17 protein-coding genes are annotated in these 20030 nt (G+C 63.3%); 13 read left to right on the top strand and 4 right to left on the bottom strand.

Annotated features, from left to right (window positions below):
* Nucleotides 1-18 precede the first annotated feature (18 nt).
* Nucleotides 19-1182, top strand: coding sequence for an HD-GYP domain-containing protein (locus B2J69_RS04135; RefSeq protein WP_081136692.1), 1164 nt, complete (start codon nucleotides 19-21; stop codon nucleotides 1180-1182).
* Here the strand turns inward: B2J69_RS04135 and B2J69_RS04130 are convergent.
* Both B2J69_RS04130 and B2J69_RS04125 read right to left on the bottom strand, forming a co-directional pair.
* Nucleotides 1179-3269 carry a TonB-dependent siderophore receptor gene (locus tag B2J69_RS04130; protein ID WP_081136690.1) on the bottom strand — a complete coding sequence of 697 codons (2091 nt, stop codon included), beginning with the start codon at nucleotides 3267-3269 and terminating at the stop codon, nucleotides 1179-1181. The two genes, B2J69_RS04135 and B2J69_RS04130, sit on opposite strands and share 4 nt — an antisense overlap.
* On the bottom strand, nucleotides 3266-4363 hold the full coding sequence (locus B2J69_RS04125; RefSeq protein WP_081136688.1) for an ABC transporter substrate-binding protein: 1098 nt from the start codon (nucleotides 4361-4363) through the stop codon (nucleotides 3266-3268). Before B2J69_RS04125 ends, B2J69_RS04130 begins: the two co-directional genes overlap by 4 nt.
* A gap of 239 nt (nucleotides 4364-4602) precedes the next feature.
* Between B2J69_RS04125 and kdpF the strand changes: the two genes are divergently transcribed.
* From kdpF to B2J69_RS04095, 6 genes are read left to right on the top strand one after another with little or no spacing between them, the layout of a single operon-like run.
* Nucleotides 4603-4692, top strand: coding sequence for a K(+)-transporting ATPase subunit F (gene kdpF, locus B2J69_RS04120; RefSeq protein WP_081136686.1), 90 nt, complete (start codon nucleotides 4603-4605; stop codon nucleotides 4690-4692).
* A complete protein-coding gene (gene kdpA, locus B2J69_RS04115) occupies nucleotides 4692-6380 on the top strand; it encodes a potassium-transporting ATPase subunit KdpA (protein WP_081136684.1) in 1689 nt (562 codons plus the stop codon). Before kdpF ends, kdpA begins: the two co-directional genes overlap by 1 nt.
* Complete coding sequence (gene kdpB / locus B2J69_RS04110) at nucleotides 6377-8422, top strand: potassium-transporting ATPase subunit KdpB (protein WP_081136682.1); 2046 nt, start codon at nucleotides 6377-6379, stop codon at nucleotides 8420-8422. The genes kdpA and kdpB overlap by 4 nt, the downstream gene beginning before the upstream one ends.
* Nucleotides 8423-8432: 10 nt before the next feature.
* Nucleotides 8433-8996, top strand: a complete 564-nt coding sequence (gene kdpC, locus B2J69_RS04105; protein WP_081136680.1) for a potassium-transporting ATPase subunit KdpC — start codon at nucleotides 8433-8435, stop codon at nucleotides 8994-8996.
* A gap of 8 nt (nucleotides 8997-9004) precedes the next feature.
* Entirely contained in the window at nucleotides 9005-11677 is a 2673-nt protein-coding gene (gene kdpD / locus B2J69_RS04100) for a two-component system sensor histidine kinase KdpD (RefSeq protein ID WP_081136678.1), read from the top strand.
* 54 nt (nucleotides 11678-11731) lie between these two features.
* Nucleotides 11732-12235, top strand: coding sequence for a TIGR00645 family protein (locus B2J69_RS04095; protein ID WP_081136677.1), 504 nt, complete (start codon nucleotides 11732-11734; stop codon nucleotides 12233-12235).
* Here B2J69_RS04095 and B2J69_RS04090 read toward each other — a convergent pair.
* Nucleotides 12232-13173 carry a LysR family transcriptional regulator gene (locus B2J69_RS04090; RefSeq protein WP_081136676.1) on the bottom strand — a complete coding sequence of 314 codons (942 nt, stop codon included), beginning with the start codon at nucleotides 13171-13173 and terminating at the stop codon, nucleotides 12232-12234. The two genes, B2J69_RS04095 and B2J69_RS04090, sit on opposite strands and share 4 nt — an antisense overlap.
* Nucleotides 13174-13268: 95 nt before the next feature.
* Between B2J69_RS04090 and B2J69_RS04085 the strand changes: the two genes are divergently transcribed.
* From B2J69_RS04085 to B2J69_RS04070, 4 genes are all read left to right on the top strand, one after another.
* Nucleotides 13269-14477, top strand: coding sequence for an MFS transporter (locus B2J69_RS04085; protein WP_081136675.1), 1209 nt, complete (start codon nucleotides 13269-13271; stop codon nucleotides 14475-14477).
* A 60-nt stretch (nucleotides 14478-14537) separates the two neighbouring features.
* On the top strand, nucleotides 14538-15887 hold the full coding sequence (locus B2J69_RS04080) for a cation:proton antiporter (protein ID WP_081136674.1): 1350 nt from the start codon (nucleotides 14538-14540) through the stop codon (nucleotides 15885-15887).
* 18 nt (nucleotides 15888-15905) lie between these two features.
* On the top strand, nucleotides 15906-16256 hold the full coding sequence (locus tag B2J69_RS04075; protein WP_081136673.1) for a hypothetical protein: 351 nt from the start codon (nucleotides 15906-15908) through the stop codon (nucleotides 16254-16256).
* Nucleotides 16257-16422: 166 nt separating this feature from the next.
* Nucleotides 16423-17319: an alpha/beta hydrolase gene (locus B2J69_RS04070; protein ID WP_081136672.1), complete on the top strand. Its 897-nt coding sequence runs from the start codon at nucleotides 16423-16425 to the stop codon at nucleotides 17317-17319.
* Here the strand turns inward: B2J69_RS04070 and B2J69_RS04065 are convergent, their stop codons facing one another.
* Complete coding sequence (locus B2J69_RS04065) at nucleotides 17320-18234, bottom strand: bestrophin family protein (RefSeq protein WP_081136671.1); 915 nt, start codon at nucleotides 18232-18234, stop codon at nucleotides 17320-17322.
* A gap of 224 nt (nucleotides 18235-18458) precedes the next feature.
* Between B2J69_RS04065 and B2J69_RS04060 the strand changes: the two genes are divergently transcribed.
* Both B2J69_RS04060 and B2J69_RS04055 read left to right on the top strand, forming a co-directional pair.
* The gene (locus B2J69_RS04060; protein WP_081136670.1) at nucleotides 18459-19100 is read left to right on the top strand and encodes a hydrolase; all 642 of its coding nucleotides are present in this window, start codon (nucleotides 18459-18461) and stop codon (nucleotides 19098-19100) included.
* A 142-nt stretch (nucleotides 19101-19242) separates the two neighbouring features.
* A partial coding sequence (locus B2J69_RS04055) for an Rpn family recombination-promoting nuclease/putative transposase (RefSeq protein WP_143806242.1) occupies nucleotides 19243-20030 on the top strand: 788 nt, incomplete at its 3' end.

Genomic DNA, 20030 nt, shown 5'->3' with positions numbered 1-20030 from the left:
ATCCTAAGGAGAGATATCGTGATCAAGCAAATCACCGTCGACGAGCTGCGGCCAGGGATGTTTATCCATAAGCTCGATGTCTGGTGGATCAAAGATAAGCGCATCCGTAATCAGATGCTGGTGACCGATCCGCGCCAGATCGCGATGTTGCGTAACGAAGGGATCCAGCAGTTGTGGATCGATCTAAATAAATCCGTGCAGGCGCCCGTCGCGCCGTCGCCGGCGCGCAAGCCCATCGCCCGCACGCCGTTTTTCCAGGAGCTGGATCAGGCGCAGAAGATTTTTCAGCAGGGCAAAACCCAGGTGATGGCGATGTTCAACGAGGCGCGTCTCGGCCATAGCCTTAACCTGGCGGGCACGCTCGATCTGGTGGATGAGATCGCCGGCTCTATCCGGCGCGAACCGACCGCGCTGCTGAGCGTGGCGCGCCTGAAAAATCATGACGATTACACCTGGCTGCACTCGATGGCGGTCTGCGGGCTGATGATCACGCTGGGGCAGCGGCTGGGGCTGGACAGCAGGCAGGTGCGGCGCGTCGGCATGGGCGGCCTGCTGCATGACGTCGGCAAGGCGGCGGTGCCGCTGGAGATCCTCAACAAGCCCGGCAAGCTCAGCGATGAGGAGTTCGAGGTGATGCGCCAGCATCCGGTGATCGGCGCGCAGATGCTGATGGAGGCGGACGCCGACGCCGATCTGCTCGATATTGCGCTGCATCACCATGAAAAATATGACGGCAGCGGCTATCCGCACCGGCTGAAAGGCGAGGAGATCTCGCTCTACTCGCGCATGGCCGCGGTGTGCGACGTCTACGACGCGCTGACCTCGACGCGCGTCTACCGCAAAGGCTGGTCGCCCGCCGACGCGATGCACAATATGCTGAGCTGGCGCGGCCACTTCGACAATCAGGTGCTGCATACCTTTGTGCGCGCCATCGGCATCTATCCGGTGGGATCGCTGGTGCGGCTGGCATCGGGACGCGTGGCGCTGGTGGTCAAGGCGGGCGAGCGCTCGCTGCTGAAACCGGTGGTGCACGCCTTCTGGTCGCTGCACGCCCAGCGCGAAGTGAAGCCGGAGCGTATCGATCTCGGCGACAGCTTCTGCACCGACAGCATTATCGGCGCGGAAGAGAGTCAGCTCTGGCAGAACGCCGATCTCAACCGCGTCTGGGCGCTGGCGAGCTAGAAATCGACGCTGGCGCGCAGCACGATTTCGCGCGGCTCGCCCACGGCGACGCGCAGGTTATTGCCGCTTGACGGATAGTAGGTCTTATCAAACAGGTTGTTGACGTTGACCTGCCACTTCAGGCGGTAGCCGTTTAGCGGCGTCTGCCAGGCGACAAAGGCGTCCGCCACCGTGTAGTCATCGAGGTAAAAGCTGTTGGCCGCATCGCCGGGCCGACGGCCGACGTAGCGCGCGCCGACGCCGGCGCGCAGGTCGTCCGCCGCCAGCAGGCCGGTGGCGCCGAAGTCGTTGGTGAGGAACAGCGCGGCGGTATGGCGCGCGGTGTTGGTCATGGCGTTGCCGTTGTTCTCAGGATCGGCGGTGACGCGCGCGTCGGTCCAGGCGTAGCTGCCCACCAGGCTGAGCGACTCGGTCAGCTTGCCCGCCAGATCCAGCTCGACCCCCTGCGAACGCACCTTGCCGGCGGTGCGCGTCACGGTTTCGCCCTCTACCAGCTCATCCACCATCACGTTGCGCTTCTGGATATCAAACAGCGCCAGCGTGCCGGTTACGCCGTTGGGCAGATCGATCTTGCCGCCCACTTCCCAGGCTTTACCCAGCTCCGGCGGCAGCGCGCCGATCTCGGTGGCGATAGAGGAGTTGGGCTTAAAGGATTCGGTGTAGCTGGCGTAGAGGCTCGACCAGCTGTTGAGGTTGTACACCACGCCCGCGCGCGGCACCAGTCGGCTGTCAGAACTGCGGGTGCGGGCGACAAACGGGCGGCCTTTGCCCGCCATCACGTCAAAGCTGTCGTAGCGCAGGCCGCCCAGCAGCAGCCAGTTCGGCGTCAGGCGGATCGCATCCTGTAAAAACAGGCCACGGCTATCGATATTCTCGCGCTGATCGCTGTCGGCGGCGCTCACCGTCGAGGTAGACGCCATCTCGTCATACACCGGATGCCAGATGTTGAAGCGGCTGTTCTTCGTGCCGCGCAGCATATCGCCGCGGAAGGTGCGGTCGGCTTCGTAATCAAATCCCGCCAGCAGCTGATGGTTGACGCGTCCCCAGTCGACATCGCCATTCAGCGTCAGCTGCACCAGCTGCGAACGGCTCTGCGCATCGCCGGTGGCGTCCGCCTGGCGCGTCAGCACGCCGGTATCGGCGTTAAAGGCGGTGGCGCGCGCCTGATGGTCGCTGTAGGTGTTGCGCGTAAAGCTGTAGTTGAGATGCGCCGTCCAGCTGTCGCTCAGGATCCGATCGGCGGCCAGCGTCAGGGTATCCTGATCGCCACGCGTGGCGTTGAAGCGCTCGTCGAAGCGCTCTTCGCGCGGCGTATTCACCGGCTTGCCGCTTTTCGGGTTAATCACCGTGCCGCGATCGAAAGGCACCAGATACTCCATATGTTCCCAGGCGACGCGCAGCGTGGTGCTCTCGCCGAACCACGTCAGCGACGGCGCAATCACCGTCTGGCGCGTGCGGCCGAAGTTGCGCCAGTAGTCGGTCTCGTCGTGATCGACGATCAGTCGCCCGGCAAAGCCGCTGGTGCCGAGCGGGCCGGTGACGTCGAGCTGCCCGCCGCCGCCGCCAAAACTGCTGTTGCGCCCCTCCAGATGCACCTGCGGCGTCAGCAGCGGCTTCTTGCTGATAATGTTGACCAGCCCGCCAGGCTCGTTCATGCCGTAGAGCATGGAGGAGGGGCCTTTCAGCACCTCGACGCGTTCGCTGGTGGGAGTAAAGTTGCGCGCCTGAATCGAGCGCACGCCGTCGCGCAGGATCGAGCCGTCGCGGTTATCGCCAAAGCCGCGCTTGATCAGCGCGTCCTGGGTGCCGCCCAGCGTATTGGCCTGGGTGATACCGCTGACGAACTTTACCGCGTCGTCGAGATCCTGCGCGTCGCTGTCCTGCAGCACCTGCTGCTCCACCACGGTGACGTTCTGCGGCGTGTCGATAATCTTTGCCAGCGCGCGCGTGGCGGTCACGCTGCTGTGCGGCTGGTAGCCGCTTTCCTGCGGCTCTGCCTCTTGAGTGACCAGTAGCGTCGATTCCTGCGCCTGCAGGCCGCCGGAGAGCAGCGCGCCGCCCAGCAAAAAGGGAGAAAGGTGTTTCATTGCGGTAGCTGGCTCCAGAAGGTCCCTGATAACGTCAGCGGCAGAAAGCGCTGATAAAGTTGTTCAAGCGTGCGTTGCGGATCGAGGTCGGCAAACAGCTGCGGATAGAGCGCTTTGGCGAACACCTCTACCGCCACCACATGCCACGGGCTGAGGTAGAAGTTGTGCCACAGGCCCCAGGCGCGCTGGTTTTTCACCGCCTCGAGCTGGCTGAGCGCCGGCTGCGCGGCGAGCAGCCGTTGCAGGCTGGCAGCCGCCTGGTCGGCGGCGATCTGCGGGCCGAGCTGCAGGGTTTTATCGTTGTCCGCGTCCGCCATGCCGGTGGCGATATAGACCTGCGGCCGCCGCGCCAGCGCCTGTTCGGGATTGATCTCGCCAAACACCCCTTTTACCGCGCCCGCCGCGATATTGTCGCCGCCCGCAAAGGCGAGCAGCTGGCCGAGATTACCGTTCACTGCCGTGGTGCAGCAGCTGTCGCGGCGGCCCAGATGCAGATGCAGCATCACGCGGGTTTTCGCGCCGTGATAGCGCGCCAGCCGATCGCGCACCTGAGCCATATGCTGCTGATAGAAGTCGATAAACGCCTGCGCGCGCTGCGGCTGGTCGAATACCTCGCCCAAAATTTTCAGGCTCGGCACCGTGTTGTTAAGCAGGTCGACGCGCAGGTCGACATAGATCACCGGAATATTGACCTGCTGCATCAGCTGGCGGAAATGCGCCTCCTGCGCGCCGCTTTTCGCCAGGCGCGGCAGAATAATCAGATCGGGTTTAAGCGTCAGCAGCTGTTCGGGATTGAGATCGCGCAGCGCGCCAGCGCCGAGCTGCGGCACCGCGTTTATTGTCGGGAACGCGGCGGTAAACTGTCGCCAGCTTTGCGCATCGTACTTCGCCATATCCCCCGGCCAGCCCGCGATGCGCGCCGCCGGATTGCCGGGCACGATCAGCGCCAGGGTGTAGAGCATACGGCTTTCGCCCAGAATAATGCGCTGCGGATGGTCAGGAATAATCACCTTCTGGCCGGTGATATCGACGACCGATTTTGCGACGGCAGCGGTGCTGCACAGCAGCAGCAGCAGAGAAAAAAGAAAACGCATCAGCACTATTTCGCAAGGAAATCGAAATGATAATGAATATCAGTCGTCTTCACAATGTCCCAGCACGCGTGGCGGTGCCTTGCCGGGTTATATAACTAAAAAAGGTGGTTTCCAGCGGCCATCCGCCTGTTTTATCGCCATTTTTATAACTTTTTTACGCCCGCTACAGGCAATTTAACCGCTTCTTTATACCGAAGCGCGCAGGCTAACGCGAAACCCTGATCCCTCTGGAGGTCTTTGTGAGCGTGGGCGTAATGGCCGGCATCGTGCTGGTGTTTTTGTTACTGGGCTACCTGATCTATGCCCTGCTGAATGCGGAGGCGTTTTAATGGCCGCCAATGCGTTTTTACTGATCGCCGCGTTTTTCGTGGCGTTAATGGCGCTGGCGCAGCCGCTGGGACGCGGGCTGGCGGTGCTGATCGCTGACAGGCCGTTGCTGGCCAGCGTCGAGCGCCCGCTCTGGCGGCTGCTCGGCGCCGACGCGCCCGCCATGCGCTGGCCGCACTATCTGCTGGCGATCCTGCTGTTTAACCTGCTCGGCCTGCTGCTGCTGCTGGCGATCCTGCTGCTGCAGGATCGGCTGCCGCTTAATCCGCAGCAGCTACCCGCGCTGAGCTGGCATCTGGCGCTGAATACCGCGGTGAGTTTCGTCACCAACACCAACTGGCAGTCCTACGGCGGCGAAAGCACCCTGAGCTATTTCAGTCAGATGGTCGGTCTGACGGTGCAGAACTTCGTGTCCGCCGCGACCGGCATCGCGGTGGCGTTCGCGCTGATCCGCGGTTTCGCCAGCCGCAACAGCGACGCGCTCGGCAACGCCTGGCGCGATCTTACGCGCATCACGCTCTATCTGCTGCTGCCGATCAGCCTGCTGATGGCGCTGCTGTTCGTCAGCCAGGGCAGCATCCAGAATTTCCTGCCCTACCATGAGGTCACCACGCTGGAAGGGGCGAAGCAGACGCTGGCGATGGGGCCGGTGGCGTCGCAGGAGGCGATCAAAATGCTGGGCACCAACGGCGGCGGCTTCTTTAACGCCAACTCGGCCCATCCGTTCGAGAACCCCAACGCGCTGACTAACTTCGTGCAGATGCTGGCGATCTTTCTTATCCCGGCGGCGCTCTGCTCTGCCTTCGGCTACGCGGTGCGCGATCGCCGTCAGGGCCATATGCTGCTCTGGGCGATGTCGCTGATGTTCGTTGTGGCGGTCGTGGCGGTGATGTGGGCAGAAACGCGCGGCAATCCGCATTTGCTGGCGCTCGGCGCGGACAGCGCGCTGAACATGGAGGGCAAAGAGACGCGCTTCGGCATTCTTAACTCCAGCCTGTTTGCGGTGATCACCACCGCCGCGTCGTGCGGCGCGGTAAACGCGATGCACGACTCCTTTACCGCGCTGGGCGGCATGGTGCCGATGTGGCTGATGCAGCTGGGCGAAGTGGTGTTCGGCGGCGTCGGCGCCGGTCTGTACGGCATGCTGCTGTTCGTGGTGCTGGCGGTGTTTATCGCCGGGCTGATGATCGGCCGCACGCCGGAATACCTCGGCAAAAAGGTCGACGTGCGCGACATGAAGATGACCGCGCTGGCGATCCTGGTGACGCCGACGCTGGTGCTGCTCGGCACCGCGCTGGCGATGATGACCGATGCGGGGCGCGCCGGCATGGCGAATCCGGGCATTCACGGCTTTAGCGAAGTGCTCTATGCGGTGTCGTCCGCCGCCAACAACAACGGCAGCGCCTTTGCAGGCCTGAGCGCCAACACGCCGTTCTGGAACCTGCTGCTGGCGTTCTGCATGCTGGTCGGCCGCTTCGGCATCATTATTCCGGTCATCGCGCTGGCGGGCAGCATGGCGGTGAAAAAGGCGCAGCCGGTGGGCAACGGCACGCTGCCGACGCACGGCCCGCTGTTTATCGCGCTGCTGATCGGCGCGGTGCTGCTGGTGGGCGCGCTGACCTTTATTCCCGCTCTGGCGCTGGGTCCAGTCGCCGAGCATCTGCAACTTCTTCAGGGTACGCACTCATGAGTCGTCAACAACAGGCGCTGAACGGCGCGCTGATGCGCGTCGCGCTGCTCGACGCGCTGAAAAAAGTGGATCCGCGCGTGCAGTTCCGCAATCCGGTGATGTTCGTGGTCTGGCTCGGCAGTTTGCTCACCACGCTGCTGGCGCTGGGCATGACGGGCGGCTGGCTCGACGGCAACGCCCGCTTTACCGGCGCCATCGCCCTCTGGCTCTGGTTCACCGTGCTGTTCGCCAACTTCGCCGAGGCGCTGGCGGAAGGGCGCAGCAAGGCGCAGGCGAGCAGCCTGAAAGGCGTTAAAAAAACCAGCTTCGCCAAAAAGCTGGCGGAGCCGCGCCACAACGCGCAGTGGCAGCAGGTGTCGGCCGACAGCCTGCGCAAAGGGGAGATCGTGCTGGTGGAGGCGGGCGACATTATCCCGTGCGATGGCGAAGTGCTGGAGGGCGGCGCCTCGGTGGATGAGAGCGCCATCACCGGCGAATCCGCGCCGGTGATCCGCGAGTCGGGCGGCGACTTCGCCTCGGTGACCGGCGGCACGCGCATCCTCTCCGACTGGCTGGTGATCCAGTGCAGCGTCAATCCGGGCGAAACCTTTCTCGATCGCATGATCGCCATGGTGGAAGGGGCGAAGCGGCGCAAAACGCCGAACGAGATCGCGCTGACCATTCTGCTGGTGTCGCTGACCATCGTGTTTCTGCTGGCCACCGTCACCCTGTGGCCCTTCTCGGCGTGGGGCGGCGCGCCGGTGAGCGTCACGGTGCTGGTGGCGCTGCTGGTCTGTTTGATCCCGACCACCATCGGCGGCCTGCTCTCCGCCATCGGCGTGGCGGGCATGAGCCGCATGCTGGGCGCCAACGTTATCGCCACCAGCGGCCGCGCGGTCGAGGCGGCGGGCGACGTCGACGTGCTGATGCTGGACAAGACCGGCACCATTACGCTCGGCAACCGTCAGGCGACGCAGTTTCTGCCCGCGCCGGGGGTTAGCGAAGAGCAGCTGGCCGACGCGGCGCAGCTCGCCTCGCTGGCGGATGAAACCCCCGAAGGGCGCAGCATCGTGGTGCTGGCGAAACAGCGCTTCAACCTGCGCGAGCGCGATCTGACCACCATGGGCGCGAGCTTTATTCCCTTCTCGGCGCAGACGCGCATGAGCGGCGTCAACGTGCAGAACCGGCTGATCCGCAAAGGGGCGGTGGACGCGGTGAAGCGTCATATCGAGGCCAACAGCGGCCGCTTCCCGGCGCAGGTCAACGCGCTGGTAGAAGAGGTGGCGCGCGCCGGCGGCACGCCGCTGGTGGTGTCGGAAGGGGCGAAGGTGCTGGGCGTGGTGGCGCTGAAGGATATCGTTAAGGGCGGCATCAAAGAGCGCTTCGCCGAGCTGCGCAAGATGGGCATTAAAACGGTGATGATCACCGGCGACAACCCGCTGACCGCGGCGGCGATCGCGGCGGAAGCGGGCGTCGACGACTTTCTCTCAGAGGCGACGCCGGAAGCGAAGCTGGCGCTGATCCGCCAGTATCAGGCGGAAGGGCGGCTGGTGGCGATGACCGGCGACGGCACCAACGACGCGCCGGCGCTGGCGCAGGCGGACGTGGCGGTGGCGATGAACTCTGGCACCCAGGCGGCGAAAGAGGCGGGCAACATGGTGGATCTCGACTCTAACCCCACCAAGCTGCTGGAAGTGGTGCATATTGGCAAGCAGATGCTGATGACGCGCGGCTCGCTCACGACCTTCAGCATCGCCAACGACGTCGCCAAATATTTCGCCATTATTCCGGCGGCCTTCGCGGCGACCTATCCGCAGCTCAACCTGCTGAACGTGATGCATCTGCATTCGCCGTCGTCGGCGATTCTTTCTGCGGTCATTTTCAACGCGCTGGTGATCGTCTTTCTGATCCCGCTGGCGCTGAAGGGCGTCAGCTATCGGCCGCTGAGCGCCGCGGCGCTGCTGCGCCGCAACCTGTTGATTTATGGGCTGGGCGGGCTGCTGGTGCCCTTTATCGGCATTAAAGCCATCGACCTGCTGCTGGTGCTGCTGGGTCTGGCATAAGGAGAAAAAAATGAGTCAGTTACGTCCGGCAATGTTAGTTTTACTGCTGCTCACGCTGGTCACCGGCGTGGGGTATCCTTTGCTGACCACCGGCCTGGCGCAGTGGCTGTTTCCGGCGCAGGCCAACGGCTCGCTGATCGACGGGCGCGGCTCGGCGCTGATCGGCCAGAACTTTACCCGACCCGGCTATTTCTGGGGTCGGCCGTCGGCGACCGGCGACGCGCCCTATAATGCGCTGGCGTCGAGCGGCAGCAATCTGGCGGCGAGCAATCCGGCGCTGGACAAGGCGGTGGCGGAACGCGTTGCCGCGCTGCGCGCCGCCAATCCGCTCTCGCCGCAGGCGGTGCCGGTGGATCTGGTGACCGCCTCGGCCAGCGGCCTTGATCCAGCGGTTTCCCCCGCCGCCGCGCACTGGCAGGCGCCGCGCGTCGCCACCGCGCGTCAGCTGCCGCTGAAAACGGTCGAGGATCTGATCGACGCCAATACCGAGCGGCCGCTGCTCGCCTTTAGCGGCGATCCCACCGTCAACGTGCTGCGGCTTAATCTGGCGCTGGACGCGCTGACTCAACCCTGAAGGACGTGATGAACGACGAACGCCAACGCCCCGATCCCGACGCGCTGCTGCTGCAGCAGGCCGACAGCCATCGCGGCAAGCTGAAAATCTACTTCGGCGCCTGCGCGGGCGTCGGCAAAACCTGGGCCATGCTGCAGGAGGCGCAGCGGCTGCGCGCGCAGGGACTCGACGTGCTGATCGGCGTGGTGGAAACCCACGGCCGCGAAGAGACCGCCAGCCTGCTGCACGGACTGGCGGTGCTGCCGCGGCGCGCCACCGGCCGTTCGCGCCATGCCGAGTTCGATCTCGACGCGGCGCTGGCGCGCCATCCGGCGGTGATCCTGATGGATGAGCTGGCGCACACCAACGTGCAGGGTTCGCGTCACCCCAAGCGCTGGCAGGATATCGACGAGCTGCTGGATGCGGGCATCGACGTCATCACCACCGTCAACGTGCAGCATCTGGAAAGCCTTAACGACGTGGTGGGCGGCGTTACCGGCATCCGCGTGCGCGAAACCGTGCCCGATCCCTTTTTCGACAGCGCCGATGAGGTGGTGCTGGTGGATCTGCCGCCGGACGATCTGCGTCAGCGCCTGAAAGAGGGTAAGGTCTACGTCGGCGATCGCGCCGAGCGCGCCATCGAAAACTTTTTCCGCAAGGGTAATCTGTTCGCGCTGCGCGAGCTGGCGCTGCGCCGCACCGCCGACCGCGTCGACGATCAGATGCGCGCCTGGCGCGACCAGCAGGGCCGCGATCGCGTCTGGCACACGCGCGACGCCATTCTGCTCTGTATCGGCGACGACGCCGGCAGCGAAAAGCTGGTGCGCACCGCCGCGCGACTGGCGGCGCGCCTCGGCAGCGTGTGGCATGCGGTCTACGTCGAGACGCCGCGCCTTAACCGGCTGTCGGAAGCGCGGCGGCGCGCGGTGCTGAAAACCCTGCAGCTGGCGCAGGAGCTGGGCGCGGAGACCGCCACGCTCTCCGACCCCGATGAGGCGCAGGCGGTGCTGCGCTACGCCCGTGAACACAACCTCGGCAAGATCGTCACCGGGCGCCGGCCGCTGCGGCGCTGGCGGCGCGACAGCTTCGCCACGCGGCTTGGCAAGCTGGGACCGGACCTCGACCTGCTGGTAGTGGCGCTGGACGAGCCGGCCGGCGACGCGCTGCCGTTAGCTGACGCGCGCGTCGGCGGCGACCGCTGGCGTCTGCCGCTGCGCGGCGTGCTGATGGCGCTGCTGCTCTGCATCCTGGTCACCGCCGCCGGACGCTGGCTGCTGGCCGGGTTCGACACCGCCAACGGCGTGATGATCTATTTGCTGGCGGTGGTGATTATCGCGCTGCGCTACGGGCGCTGGCCGTCGGTGATCGCCACGGTGATGAATATCCTCGCCTTCGACCTCTTTTTCGTCGCCCCCACCGGCACGGTGGCGGTCTCTGATTTGCAGTATCTGGTGACCTTCGCGGTGATGCTGGCGGTGGGCGTGATCGTCGGCAACCTCACCGCGGGCGTGCGCTATCAGGCGCGCGTGGCGCGCTACCGCGAGCAGCGCGCGCGCCACCTCTACGAGATGGCGAAATCGCTCGGCAGCGCGCTGACGCCCGAGGATATCGCCGCCACCGCCCAGCGCGTGATCGAGGTGACCCTGCAGGCGCGCAGCCTGCTGCTGCTGCCGGACGAGCAGGGCGAGCTGGTGGCGACGGGCGCGGCGACGCCGGGCAGCGAGCCGGATCGCGCCATTGCCAAATGGAGCTACAGCAAGGGACAGCCCGCCGGCGCCGGCACCGATACGTTGCCCGCCGTGCCCTACCAGATCCTGCCGCTCAAAAGCGGCGCGCACTGTCGCGGGCTGCTGGTGGTCGAGCCGCAAAACCTGCGCCAGCTGATGATCCCGGAGCAGCAGCGGCTGGTGGAGACCTTTACCGTGCTGATCGCCAACGCGCTGGAGCGGATGGCGCTGTCGCAGAGCGAAGCGGCGTCGCGGCTGGCGGCGGAGCGCGAGCAGCTGCGCAACGCGCTGCTCTCTGCGCTGTCGCACGATCTGCGCACCCCGCTCACCGTGCTGTTCGGCCAGGCGGAGATGCTGATGCTGGATCTTGCCAACGACGAGTCGAAGTATGTTACCCAGGCGAACCAGATCCGCGAGCAGACGCTGAGCACCATCCGCCTGGTGAGCAATATGCTCGATATGGCGCGCATTCAGTCGGGCGGGCTGAACCTGCGCGAAGAGTGGCTGGCGCTGGACGAGGTGATCGGCGGCGCGCTCAGCAGCATGGCGCCGTCGCTAAAAGGGCACGGCGTGACGCTCGACCTGCCGTCAGATCTGGTGCTGATTAAAGGCGACAGCGCGCTGCTGGAGCGGGTGCTGACCAACCTGATCGAGAACAGCCTGAAGTATGCCGGCAACAGCGCGCAGCGCGGCATTCGCGCCTGGCGCGAGCACGATCGGCTGGAGATGGCGGTCTGGGACAACGGGCCGGGCATTGCCGACAAAGACCTGACGCGTATTTTCGACAAATTCGCGCGCGGTGATAAAGAGTCATCGGTGCCGGGCGTCGGGCTGGGGCTGGCGATCTGCAAAACCATCGTCGAGAGCCACGGCGGGCGCATCTGGGCGGAGAACCGTATTGAAGGCGGCGTGGCGTTCCGCCTCTCGCTGCCGCTGCCGCCCGCGCCTGAAATTTCTGAAGAGGCGCTGAAATAACTTCACAGAGGATCGGTTATACTGCCTCACCTGTCTGATTACCTGTGGGAAATTATGGAACGTTTTACCGAAAACCTGATGTATGCGTCGCGCTGGTTGCTGGCTCCGGTTTACATTGGACTTTCGCTGGGTTTGCTGGCGCTGACGATTAAGTTCTTTGAAGAAATTTTTCACCTGCTGCCCAATATACTCAGCATTGCGGAAAACGATCTGATCCTGCTGCTGCTGTCGCTGGTGGACATGACGCTGGTGGGCGGCCTGCTGGTGATGGTGATGCTCTCCGGCTATGAGAACTTCGTCTCTAAGCTCGATATCGACGAACATAAAGAGAAGCTGAGCTGGCTCGGCAAGATGGATTCCAGCTCGCTGAAAAATAAAGTCGCGGCGTCGATCGTCGCTATCTCCTCTATCCATCTGCTGCGCGTGTTTATGGAAGCGCGCAACGTGCCCAACGACAAGCTGATGTGGTACGTGATCATCCATCTGACCTTTGTACTGTCGGCTTTTGTGATGGGCTTGCTGGACAATATGTCGAAAAGCGAGAAGAAGTCCGCCTAGCGCGGAAACGTCCCGGCTGGCCGCGTGCCGGTCAGCTGCGGCATAACCTCCCGTATCATTTCAAAAAACTTCTGCAGGCGCGCCGGGTAGTAGCTCGCCCAGGGATAGGTGAGCCAGACCGGCAGCGGCGGCGCCTGCCACTGCGGCGTCAGCTGCACCAGCTCGCCGCGTGCTAAATCCTCCTGCACCACCCACGACGACATGATCGCCGCGCCCATACCCATCAGCGCCGCTTTGCGCACCGCGTAGAGGCTGTCGCTGCTCAGGCGCGGCGCAATCGCCATATTGACCGGCTGGCCGTCGTCAATGCGCTGTAACGCGATTTCGTTACGGTAAAAGCTGGTCAGCGCCAGCCACGGCAGATCCGCCAGCTGCTCGACGGCGTCGACCGGCGCGTGCCGCGCCAGCAGCGCCGGCGAGGCCACCACGATGCGCGGCACTTCCGCCAGCAGAATCGCCACGATAGCGGGATCGCTCAGCGAGCCGACCTGAATCGCGCAGTCGACGTTTTCGGCGATAAAGTCGGGCGTGCGATCGTTAAGCATCCACTCTACGCTAAGGCGCGGGTAGCGCATCAGGTACTCCACCAGCGGCGCGACCAGCTGATCCTGACCAAAGGCGTGCGGCGCGCGCACCCGCAGCGTGCCGACCGGCTCGTCATTGGCGTGGGTCAGCTCATCCTCCAGCGCGTGCCAGGTCGCCAGCAGCTGGCGCGCCTGGGCGTAGCAGCGCTCGCCGTCGTCGGTGAGCTTCAGCGCGTGGGTGGTGCGCATGATCAGCTTTAGCCCAAGACGATGCTCCAGCGCCTGCAGCCGACGACTGATGGTGGGCTGGGTGGTGTTGAGCTGCTGCGCCGCCGCCGACAGGCTGCCGCTCTCAACGATGCGGATAAAGGTCTGCATCAGTTCAATACGATCGGGACTGGAGAGGTTGCTCATACGTATCACGCATAACGGTTTTGCTTTTTCTCAGTCTACAACGTATGGCGGCGATGCGCTTTACTAAGCGCCGGATACTTCTGGAGAACGACAACATGTCAGCAATTAACAGCGTTGCGGCCAGCCCGGCCGAGACTTTGCCCGGCCCGCTGGTGTTTACCCTCGCCGCAGGCGCAGGGCTGAGCGTGGCCTCGATTTACTACAGCCAGCCGATGCTGGATATCATCGGCAAACAGTTCAACGTCGGCGTCGGCGCGGTCGGCATGGTGCCGATGCTGACGCAGATGGGCTATGCGCTGGGCATTCTGCTGCTGGCGCCGCTGGGCGACCGCCACGATCGCCGCGCCATCATTCTGATTAAAGGGCTGCTGCTGGTGGCGGCACTGCTGCTGTGCGGCTTCTCCGGCGGCCTGAACGCGCTGCTGATCGCCAGCTTCGCCACCGGCCTGACGGCGACGGTGGCGCAGGATATCGTGCCAGCCTCCGCCGCGCTGGCCCCTGAACGCAGCCGCGGCAAAACGGTCGGTACGGTGATGACCGGCCTGCTGGTGGGCATTCTGCTGTCGCGCGTGGTGAGCGGCGTGGTGGCGGAGTATTTCGGCTGGCGCGCCATGTACTGGCTGGCGGCGGCGCTGGTGCTGTTGATTAGCCTGGCGCTGTGGCGCGTGCTGCCGCGCTTTACGCCCGGCACGTCGGTGAGCTATCCGCGCCTGCTGCTGTCGCTGGCGCATCTCTGGCGCCATCATCAGACGCTGCGCCGCGCGGCGCTGGCGCAGGGGCTGCTGTCGGTGGGCTTTAGCGCCTTCTGGTCGACGCTGGCGCTGATGCTCAGCGATCGCTTTCATCTCGACAGCGCGGTAGCGGGTGCCTTCGGCCTGGCGGGCGCGGCGGGCGCCATGGCCGCGCCGCTGGCGGGCAGCGTCGCCGACCGCATCGGTCCGGCGCGCGTCACTATCGTCGGCGCCGGGCTGGTCACCGTCTCCTTCGCGCTGATGTTTCTGCTGCCCGCGCTGCCGCTGCCGGCCCAGCTGACGCTGATCGTGCTCAGCACCATCGGCTTCGATCTCGGCGTGCAGGCCACGCTGGTGGCGCATCAGACGCTGGTCTACAGCCTGGCGCCGGAGGCGCGTAGCCGCCTGAACGCGCTGCTGTTCACCGTAGTGTTTATCGGCATGGCGACCGGTGCCGCGCTGGGCAGCCTGGCGCTGGCGCGCTGGGGCTGGAACGGCGTCGTGACGCTTGCCACGCTGGCCGGCGCCGCCAGCTTCGCGCTTCGCCTGGCGAGCCGTCACCTGAAGAACTGATCCCGCTTTCGTGCGCTTGTGCCAGGATTAAAAGATATTTTTCAGGGAAAACGAAGCGTTATGAACTTTCTTGCCTGGATGGCGGCCACCGGCTGCCTCCTGTTATTAATGTCGCTGGCCTCGGGATGGATCCATCGCGGGCCAGTGACGTCGTTTGGGCTTTATCTGTTAGCCGGGATCCTGTGCGGGCCCTGGGTGTTTGACGTGGTGCAGATCGACATTCTGAAACATTCGGAAGCCGCCGCGCATATCACGGAAATCACCATGGCGGCCTCGCTGTTTATCACCGGGCTGAAGCTGCGTTTGCCGCTGCGCGCCCACAGCTGGCGCGTTGGCATGCGGCTCGCCTTTCCGGCGATGCTGCTGACGGTCGGCGGCATGACGCTGCTGGCGCACTGGCTGGTGGGCTTCGACTGGCCGCTGGCGCTGGCGTTCGGCGCCATCGTCGCGCCGACCGACCCGGTGCTGGCAAGTCTGATTTCGGTCAACGACGCGCGCGACGACGACGCGCTGCGCGTGGCGCTCTCCAGCGAGGCGGGCATGAATGACGGATCGGCGCTGCCGCTGTTGATTCTGGCGCTGCTGCTGTTTAACGGCGAAAGCCTCAGCTGGAGCAGCTTTGGTCACTGGACGGCGGTGGAGGTGATCTGGGGCATCGGCGCTGGCCTGGGGCTGGGCTTCGCGTTTGGCCGCCTGGTCGGTCTGCTGGCGACGCGGCTGCGCAGCGCGCACGGCGATGTGGCACCCAACGATTTTCTCGCGCTGGCGCTGATTGCGCTGAGCTATGCGGCGGCCGAGGCGATCGGCGCCTCGGGCTTCCTGGCCACCTTCGCCGCCGGCGTCGGGCTGCGTCGCGCCGAGCTGCGCGTGTTTAAAGCCTATCCGCCGGAAGAGCTGAGCGAAGAGCAGCGGGTGTTGCCCGCCGAAGCGCTGGTTAATCCCAACAATCGTCTGGAGCACGCGGGCGAAAGCGGCGGCATGATAAAATCGGTTGGGCTGGTGGTCAGCGACGCGCTCTCTTTTGGTGATACCATTGAGCGTTTGCTGGCGGCGGCGATGATGGTGGTGCTGGGCGTGACGCTGGCGCACCACTGGAACCTCAACGGCATTCTGCTGGGGCTGGCGCTGTTTATCGTGGTGCGCCCGCTGGCGGTGTGGCTGACCACGCTGCGCTGCGGCATTCCAGCGGTAAGACGCCTGCTTATCGGCTGGCTGGGTATTCGCGGCATCGGCAGTATTAACTATATCGCCTTTGCCTGGGTGCACGGCATGGCGGGGCAACAGGCCGAGACCATGGTTGATATGGCGCTGACGCTGGTGGTGTGCAGCATCGTCATTCATGGCGTGACGGTGACGCCGCTGCTGAACTGGCGCTCGGCGCGCCTCTCCGCCCGGCAGAACGACGAATAGACTAAAACAGGAGCAGATATGAAAAAGCCGTTACTGATTGTACTGGGGCTGCTGGCCTCATCCGCCGCGCTGGCGGCTGACGACGACACCAATATTCCGCAGGAGAACGTCTACGCCAGCAAGCTATGCCATATCGTCAGCGGGGAAACCCAGGTGGGCACGGCCGACTCCTACGTGCAGAAAATGAAAAGCTATACGGCGATGAGCAAATCCCCCAGCGCCATGAATCAGCCGAGCTTTGATGAAGATATTGCCAACGAGGTGGCGAACGCCTGGCTGCAGCTGGGCGAGGAAGAGCGCGGCAAACTCCGCGCCGACGAGCCGCAGTGCGAGCAGACGGTGATGACGCAGTTTCAGCAGGAAGATTAAGCGTTGCGGCACCCAGCATAAACGCGCCATCCGGGCGCGTTTTTTTGTGGCATTTTTTCCCGAATTGCGTACATAATCGCCAGCAATTGATACGCATCACATAATTACAGCGTCGCCGCAGACAGGCGCGTCTGAATCAGCTACTGGCATTGACTCAACGGGCATCATGATCACGCGTCGACACTTTCTTTTAGGCTCCGGAGCGCTTCTCCTCTCTATGACTGCGGGCAAACTCTTTGCGCGCGACGAGGTGATCCCGCTGTGGCCGGATGAGCCGCCGGGCGGCGGCGGGCCGTCCGGGCCGCTGCGCGTCAACAAACACGGCTCCTGGTCCAACATCGTCAGCCCGACCATTCAGCGTTTTAAACCGGAAAATCCCAACGGCGAAGCGGTGCTGATCGCGGCGGGCGGCGGCTACAAGTTTATCGGCATGGGCCGCGAGGCCTGGCCGGTGGCGCGCTGGCTCAACAGCAACGGCTATACCGCCTATGTGCTGAGCTATCGACTGCCGGAAGAGAAGTGGCAGGCGGGGCATCTGGCGCCGCTGCAGGACGCGCAGCGCGCGATTCGCCTGGTGCGTTCGTTTGAGCGCAAAGTGCATGTGCTGGGCTTTTCCGCCGGCGGACATCTGCTCGGCATGGCGGCGGCGCGGCCTGAATTCCGCTCCTATGAGATTCAGGATGAGCTGGACCATGTGGTGCCAAAAGTCGACAGCGTCGGGCTGATCTATCCGGTGATCACCCTGGAAGCGCCCTATACCCATACCACCACGCACCGCATCCTGGTGGGCAACGGCGCAACGCCGGTAGAAGAGGCGAACTGGTCGGTACAGAACTACGTGACCCGCAGCTATCCGCCAACCTTTCTGGCGCAGGCGGAAGATGACCACATCTCTAATCCCTACAACACCGAGCTGATGCGCGATACCTGCCGCCGCAATCGCGTGCCGGTCGAACTGATCGAGATCAGCCGCGGCGGCCACGGCTTCGGTCTCGGCCAGGCCGGGACGCCTGCCGCGCTGTGGGATCAGGCCTACGTGCGCTGGCTCGACCGGCTCGGCTAATCAGGTCAATATGCGACGGCCGTCGGGCTGCGGCAGCGGCGGCAGCGGGAAGTCGTCGTTCATTTCACGCAGGCTGCGCTCAATGCTGACGCACAGGGCGTTTAGCGGCAGATCGTTGGCTTCGACGCCAAAGGGATCCTCCAGCTCCTCCGACACCGATTCCAGCGCCAGAAAGGTGTAGGAGATAAACATCGACACCAGCGGCGTCATGCCGTGCAGATCGCTTACCAGCGCAAACGGCAGCAGGGTGCAAAACAGCGAGACCGTGCGGTGCAGGATCAGCGAGTAGGCGAAAGGGATCGGCGTGGAGGCGATGCGCTCGCAGCCGCCCAGCACCTGCGACAGATGATTAAGATTTTCATCCATGCTCTGCCAGAGAATATCGGACACCTTGCCCCGCTGACGCTGCTCGCCCAGCCATTTGCCCAGGCACAGCAGCGCGCGGCTGGCGGGCATCGGGCTGCTCAACACCTCATCGCGCCAGCGTGGCGGCAGCAGACGCGTCAGATCCTCGTGCGCGTCGCTGTTGCGCAGCTGATGCTTCATGCTGAAGCTGAACGCCATCTGCAGCCCCGCAAATTCCCGCGCGTGCGCCTTGTCCAGCGGCACGCTCTTGACCTGACGCAGCAGCGAGCGATGAGCAATCAGCATGCTGCCCCACAGCGTGCGCGCTTCGGTAAACCGCGCGTAGCTGGCGTTATTGCGAAAGCCGAGAAAGATCGCCAGCGCCACGCCGAGCAGGCTGAAGGGCGCGGTTGTCAGGTGGACGCCGAGCGATTCGTACCACTGAAAACAGACGATGGCGACAATCGACATCACCAGGTTTAGCGACAGGCGGAAGCCAATTTTCGGCAGCACCGAACCGTGCCAGCCCAGCAGCCGACGGAACCAGTGTTGGTAGGGACGAACAATCATAGTGAATGCGATGTAGAGGTTATTTTCGTGGTGTAAGCCTACGCCGACAGAGGAATAAACGCGAGTTTTTGCCGCTTTCTTCTGAAAAATATTATTAATATCAGCTATCTAAAATAATTTTTAATAACTTGTGAAATTCTTTCCGTTATCTCTTAACAGGCTGGCTGCGTAAAGTTCATCTCAACGGAAACACAACATTCAAACCCTTTGAGAGGAACAACATGATGTCTAAATTCGACCTGCTGGACCCGCAAAACTCAACGCTGATTTTCATCGACCACCAGCCGCAGATGTCTTTCGGCGTCGCCAATATCGATCGTCAGCAGCTTAAAAATAATACCGTCGCCCTCGCGAAGGCCGGAAAAATCTTTAACGTGCCGGTGATTTACACCTCGGTAGAAACCGAAAGCTTTAGCGGCTATATCTGGCCGGAACTGCTGGCGGTGCACCCGGAGTCGAAGCCGATTGAACGCACCTCGATGAACTCCTGGGAAGATGCGAAATTTGTTGAAGCGGTGGAGAAAACCGGGCGTAAGAAGCTGGTTATCTCTGCGCTCTGGACGGAAGTCTGTCTCACTTTTCCGGCGCTGATGGCGCTGAAAGAGGGCTACGAAGTTTATGTGGTGACGGACACCTCCGGCGGCACCAGCGTCGACGCCCACGAGCGCTCGGTGCAGCGTATGGTGCAGGCCGGCGCGATTCCTGTAACCTGGCAGCAGGTGCTGCTTGAGTATCAGCGCGACTGGTCACGCAAAGAGACCTACGACGCGGTGATGGATCTGGTGCGCGAGCACAGCGGCGCCTACGGCATGGGCGTCGATTACGCCTACACTATGGTGCACAAAGCGCCGGCGCGTCAGGCCTGATTTTTACAAAATAAATAACGCGTGGGCGAAGGTTCGGTAACGGGCCTTCGCCCTTAATTATCTATGACTTACCGGTCTCGCTAATGACACTGTTTTTCAGCTGTGTCAGGCTCTGGAGATGTTTTTTTCAGAGTCAGGAAAGATGAAGAAGAAAAACAGTACACCAACCCCGCACGACGCCACCTTCCGGCAGTTTCTCAGCCAGCCAGATGTTGCGCGCGATTTTATGGAGCTTCACCTGCCGGCGACGCTACGCGCTATATGCGACCTGAGTACGCTGAAACTGGAGTCCGGTTCGTTTGTTGAGGATGACCTGCGTCCATACTTCAGCGATGTGCTCTACAGCCTGAAAACCACCAGCGGCGATGACAGCTACGTGCATGTGCTGATTGAGCACCAGTCGACGCCGGACAGGCATATGGCGTTTCGGCTGCTGCGTTATGCGGTAGCGGCGATGAAACGTCACCTTGATGCAGGGCACAAGACACTGCCGCTGGTGCTTCCGCTGCTGTTTTACGCCGGTAAGCGCAGCCCGTATCCGTTCTCTACCCGCTGGCTGGACGCGTTCAGCGATCCGACGCTGGCGGAAAAGGTTTATGGCAATCCTTTTCCGCTGGTAGACGTTACTGTTATACCTGACGATGAGATAGCCGAGCATCGCAGCATGGCCGCGCTTACCCTGCTGCAAAAACATATCCATCAGCGCGATTTGTCGGAGGTGATGGACAGACTGGCGTCAGTTTTGCTAGCGGGCTGGCTCTCTTCATCACAGATAATATCGCTGGTACACTATATTGTTCAGGCAGGCGAAACCACAGACGCCAGCGCCTTTGTCCGCGAACTGGCACAGCGGATACCGCAACAGGAGGACGCACTGATGACCATTGCAGAACAGCTCAGGCAGGAAGGCCGCAAACAAGGCAAGCTTGA

Source organism: Pantoea latae (assembly GCF_002077695.1).
Taxonomy (GTDB): Bacteria; Pseudomonadota; Gammaproteobacteria; order Enterobacterales; family Enterobacteriaceae; genus Pantoea; species Pantoea latae.
The sequence above is the reverse complement of the archived record's forward strand: the minus strand, read 5'-3'. Positions and strand labels throughout refer to the sequence as shown.

Excerpts from the sequence above, each read along its gene's own strand:
- B2J69_RS04130 (WP_081136690.1), bottom strand. The coding sequence starts at position 3,269 with ATGAAACACCTTTCTCCCTTTTTGCTGGGCGGCGCGCTGCTCTCCGGC.
- B2J69_RS04125 (WP_081136688.1), bottom strand. The coding sequence starts at position 4,363 with ATGCGTTTTCTTTTTTCTCTGCTGCTGCTGCTGTGCAGCACCGCTGCC.
- kdpA (WP_081136684.1), top strand. The coding sequence starts at position 4,692 with ATGGCCGCCAATGCGTTTTTACTGATCGCCGCGTTTTTCGTGGCGTTA.
- kdpB (WP_081136682.1), top strand. The coding sequence starts at position 6,377 with ATGAGTCGTCAACAACAGGCGCTGAACGGCGCGCTGATGCGCGTCGCG.
- kdpC (WP_081136680.1), top strand. The coding sequence starts at position 8,433 with ATGAGTCAGTTACGTCCGGCAATGTTAGTTTTACTGCTGCTCACGCTG.
- kdpD (WP_081136678.1), top strand. The coding sequence starts at position 9,005 with ATGAACGACGAACGCCAACGCCCCGATCCCGACGCGCTGCTGCTGCAG.
- B2J69_RS04095 (WP_081136677.1), top strand. The coding sequence starts at position 11,732 with ATGGAACGTTTTACCGAAAACCTGATGTATGCGTCGCGCTGGTTGCTG.
- B2J69_RS04090 (WP_081136676.1), bottom strand. The coding sequence starts at position 13,173 with ATGAGCAACCTCTCCAGTCCCGATCGTATTGAACTGATGCAGACCTTT.
- B2J69_RS04085 (WP_081136675.1), top strand. The coding sequence starts at position 13,269 with ATGTCAGCAATTAACAGCGTTGCGGCCAGCCCGGCCGAGACTTTGCCC.
- B2J69_RS04080 (WP_081136674.1), top strand. The coding sequence starts at position 14,538 with ATGAACTTTCTTGCCTGGATGGCGGCCACCGGCTGCCTCCTGTTATTA.
- B2J69_RS04075 (WP_081136673.1), top strand. The coding sequence starts at position 15,906 with ATGAAAAAGCCGTTACTGATTGTACTGGGGCTGCTGGCCTCATCCGCC.
- B2J69_RS04070 (WP_081136672.1), top strand. The coding sequence starts at position 16,423 with ATGATCACGCGTCGACACTTTCTTTTAGGCTCCGGAGCGCTTCTCCTC.
- B2J69_RS04065 (WP_081136671.1), bottom strand. The coding sequence starts at position 18,234 with ATGATTGTTCGTCCCTACCAACACTGGTTCCGTCGGCTGCTGGGCTGG.
- B2J69_RS04060 (WP_081136670.1), top strand. The coding sequence starts at position 18,459 with ATGTCTAAATTCGACCTGCTGGACCCGCAAAACTCAACGCTGATTTTC.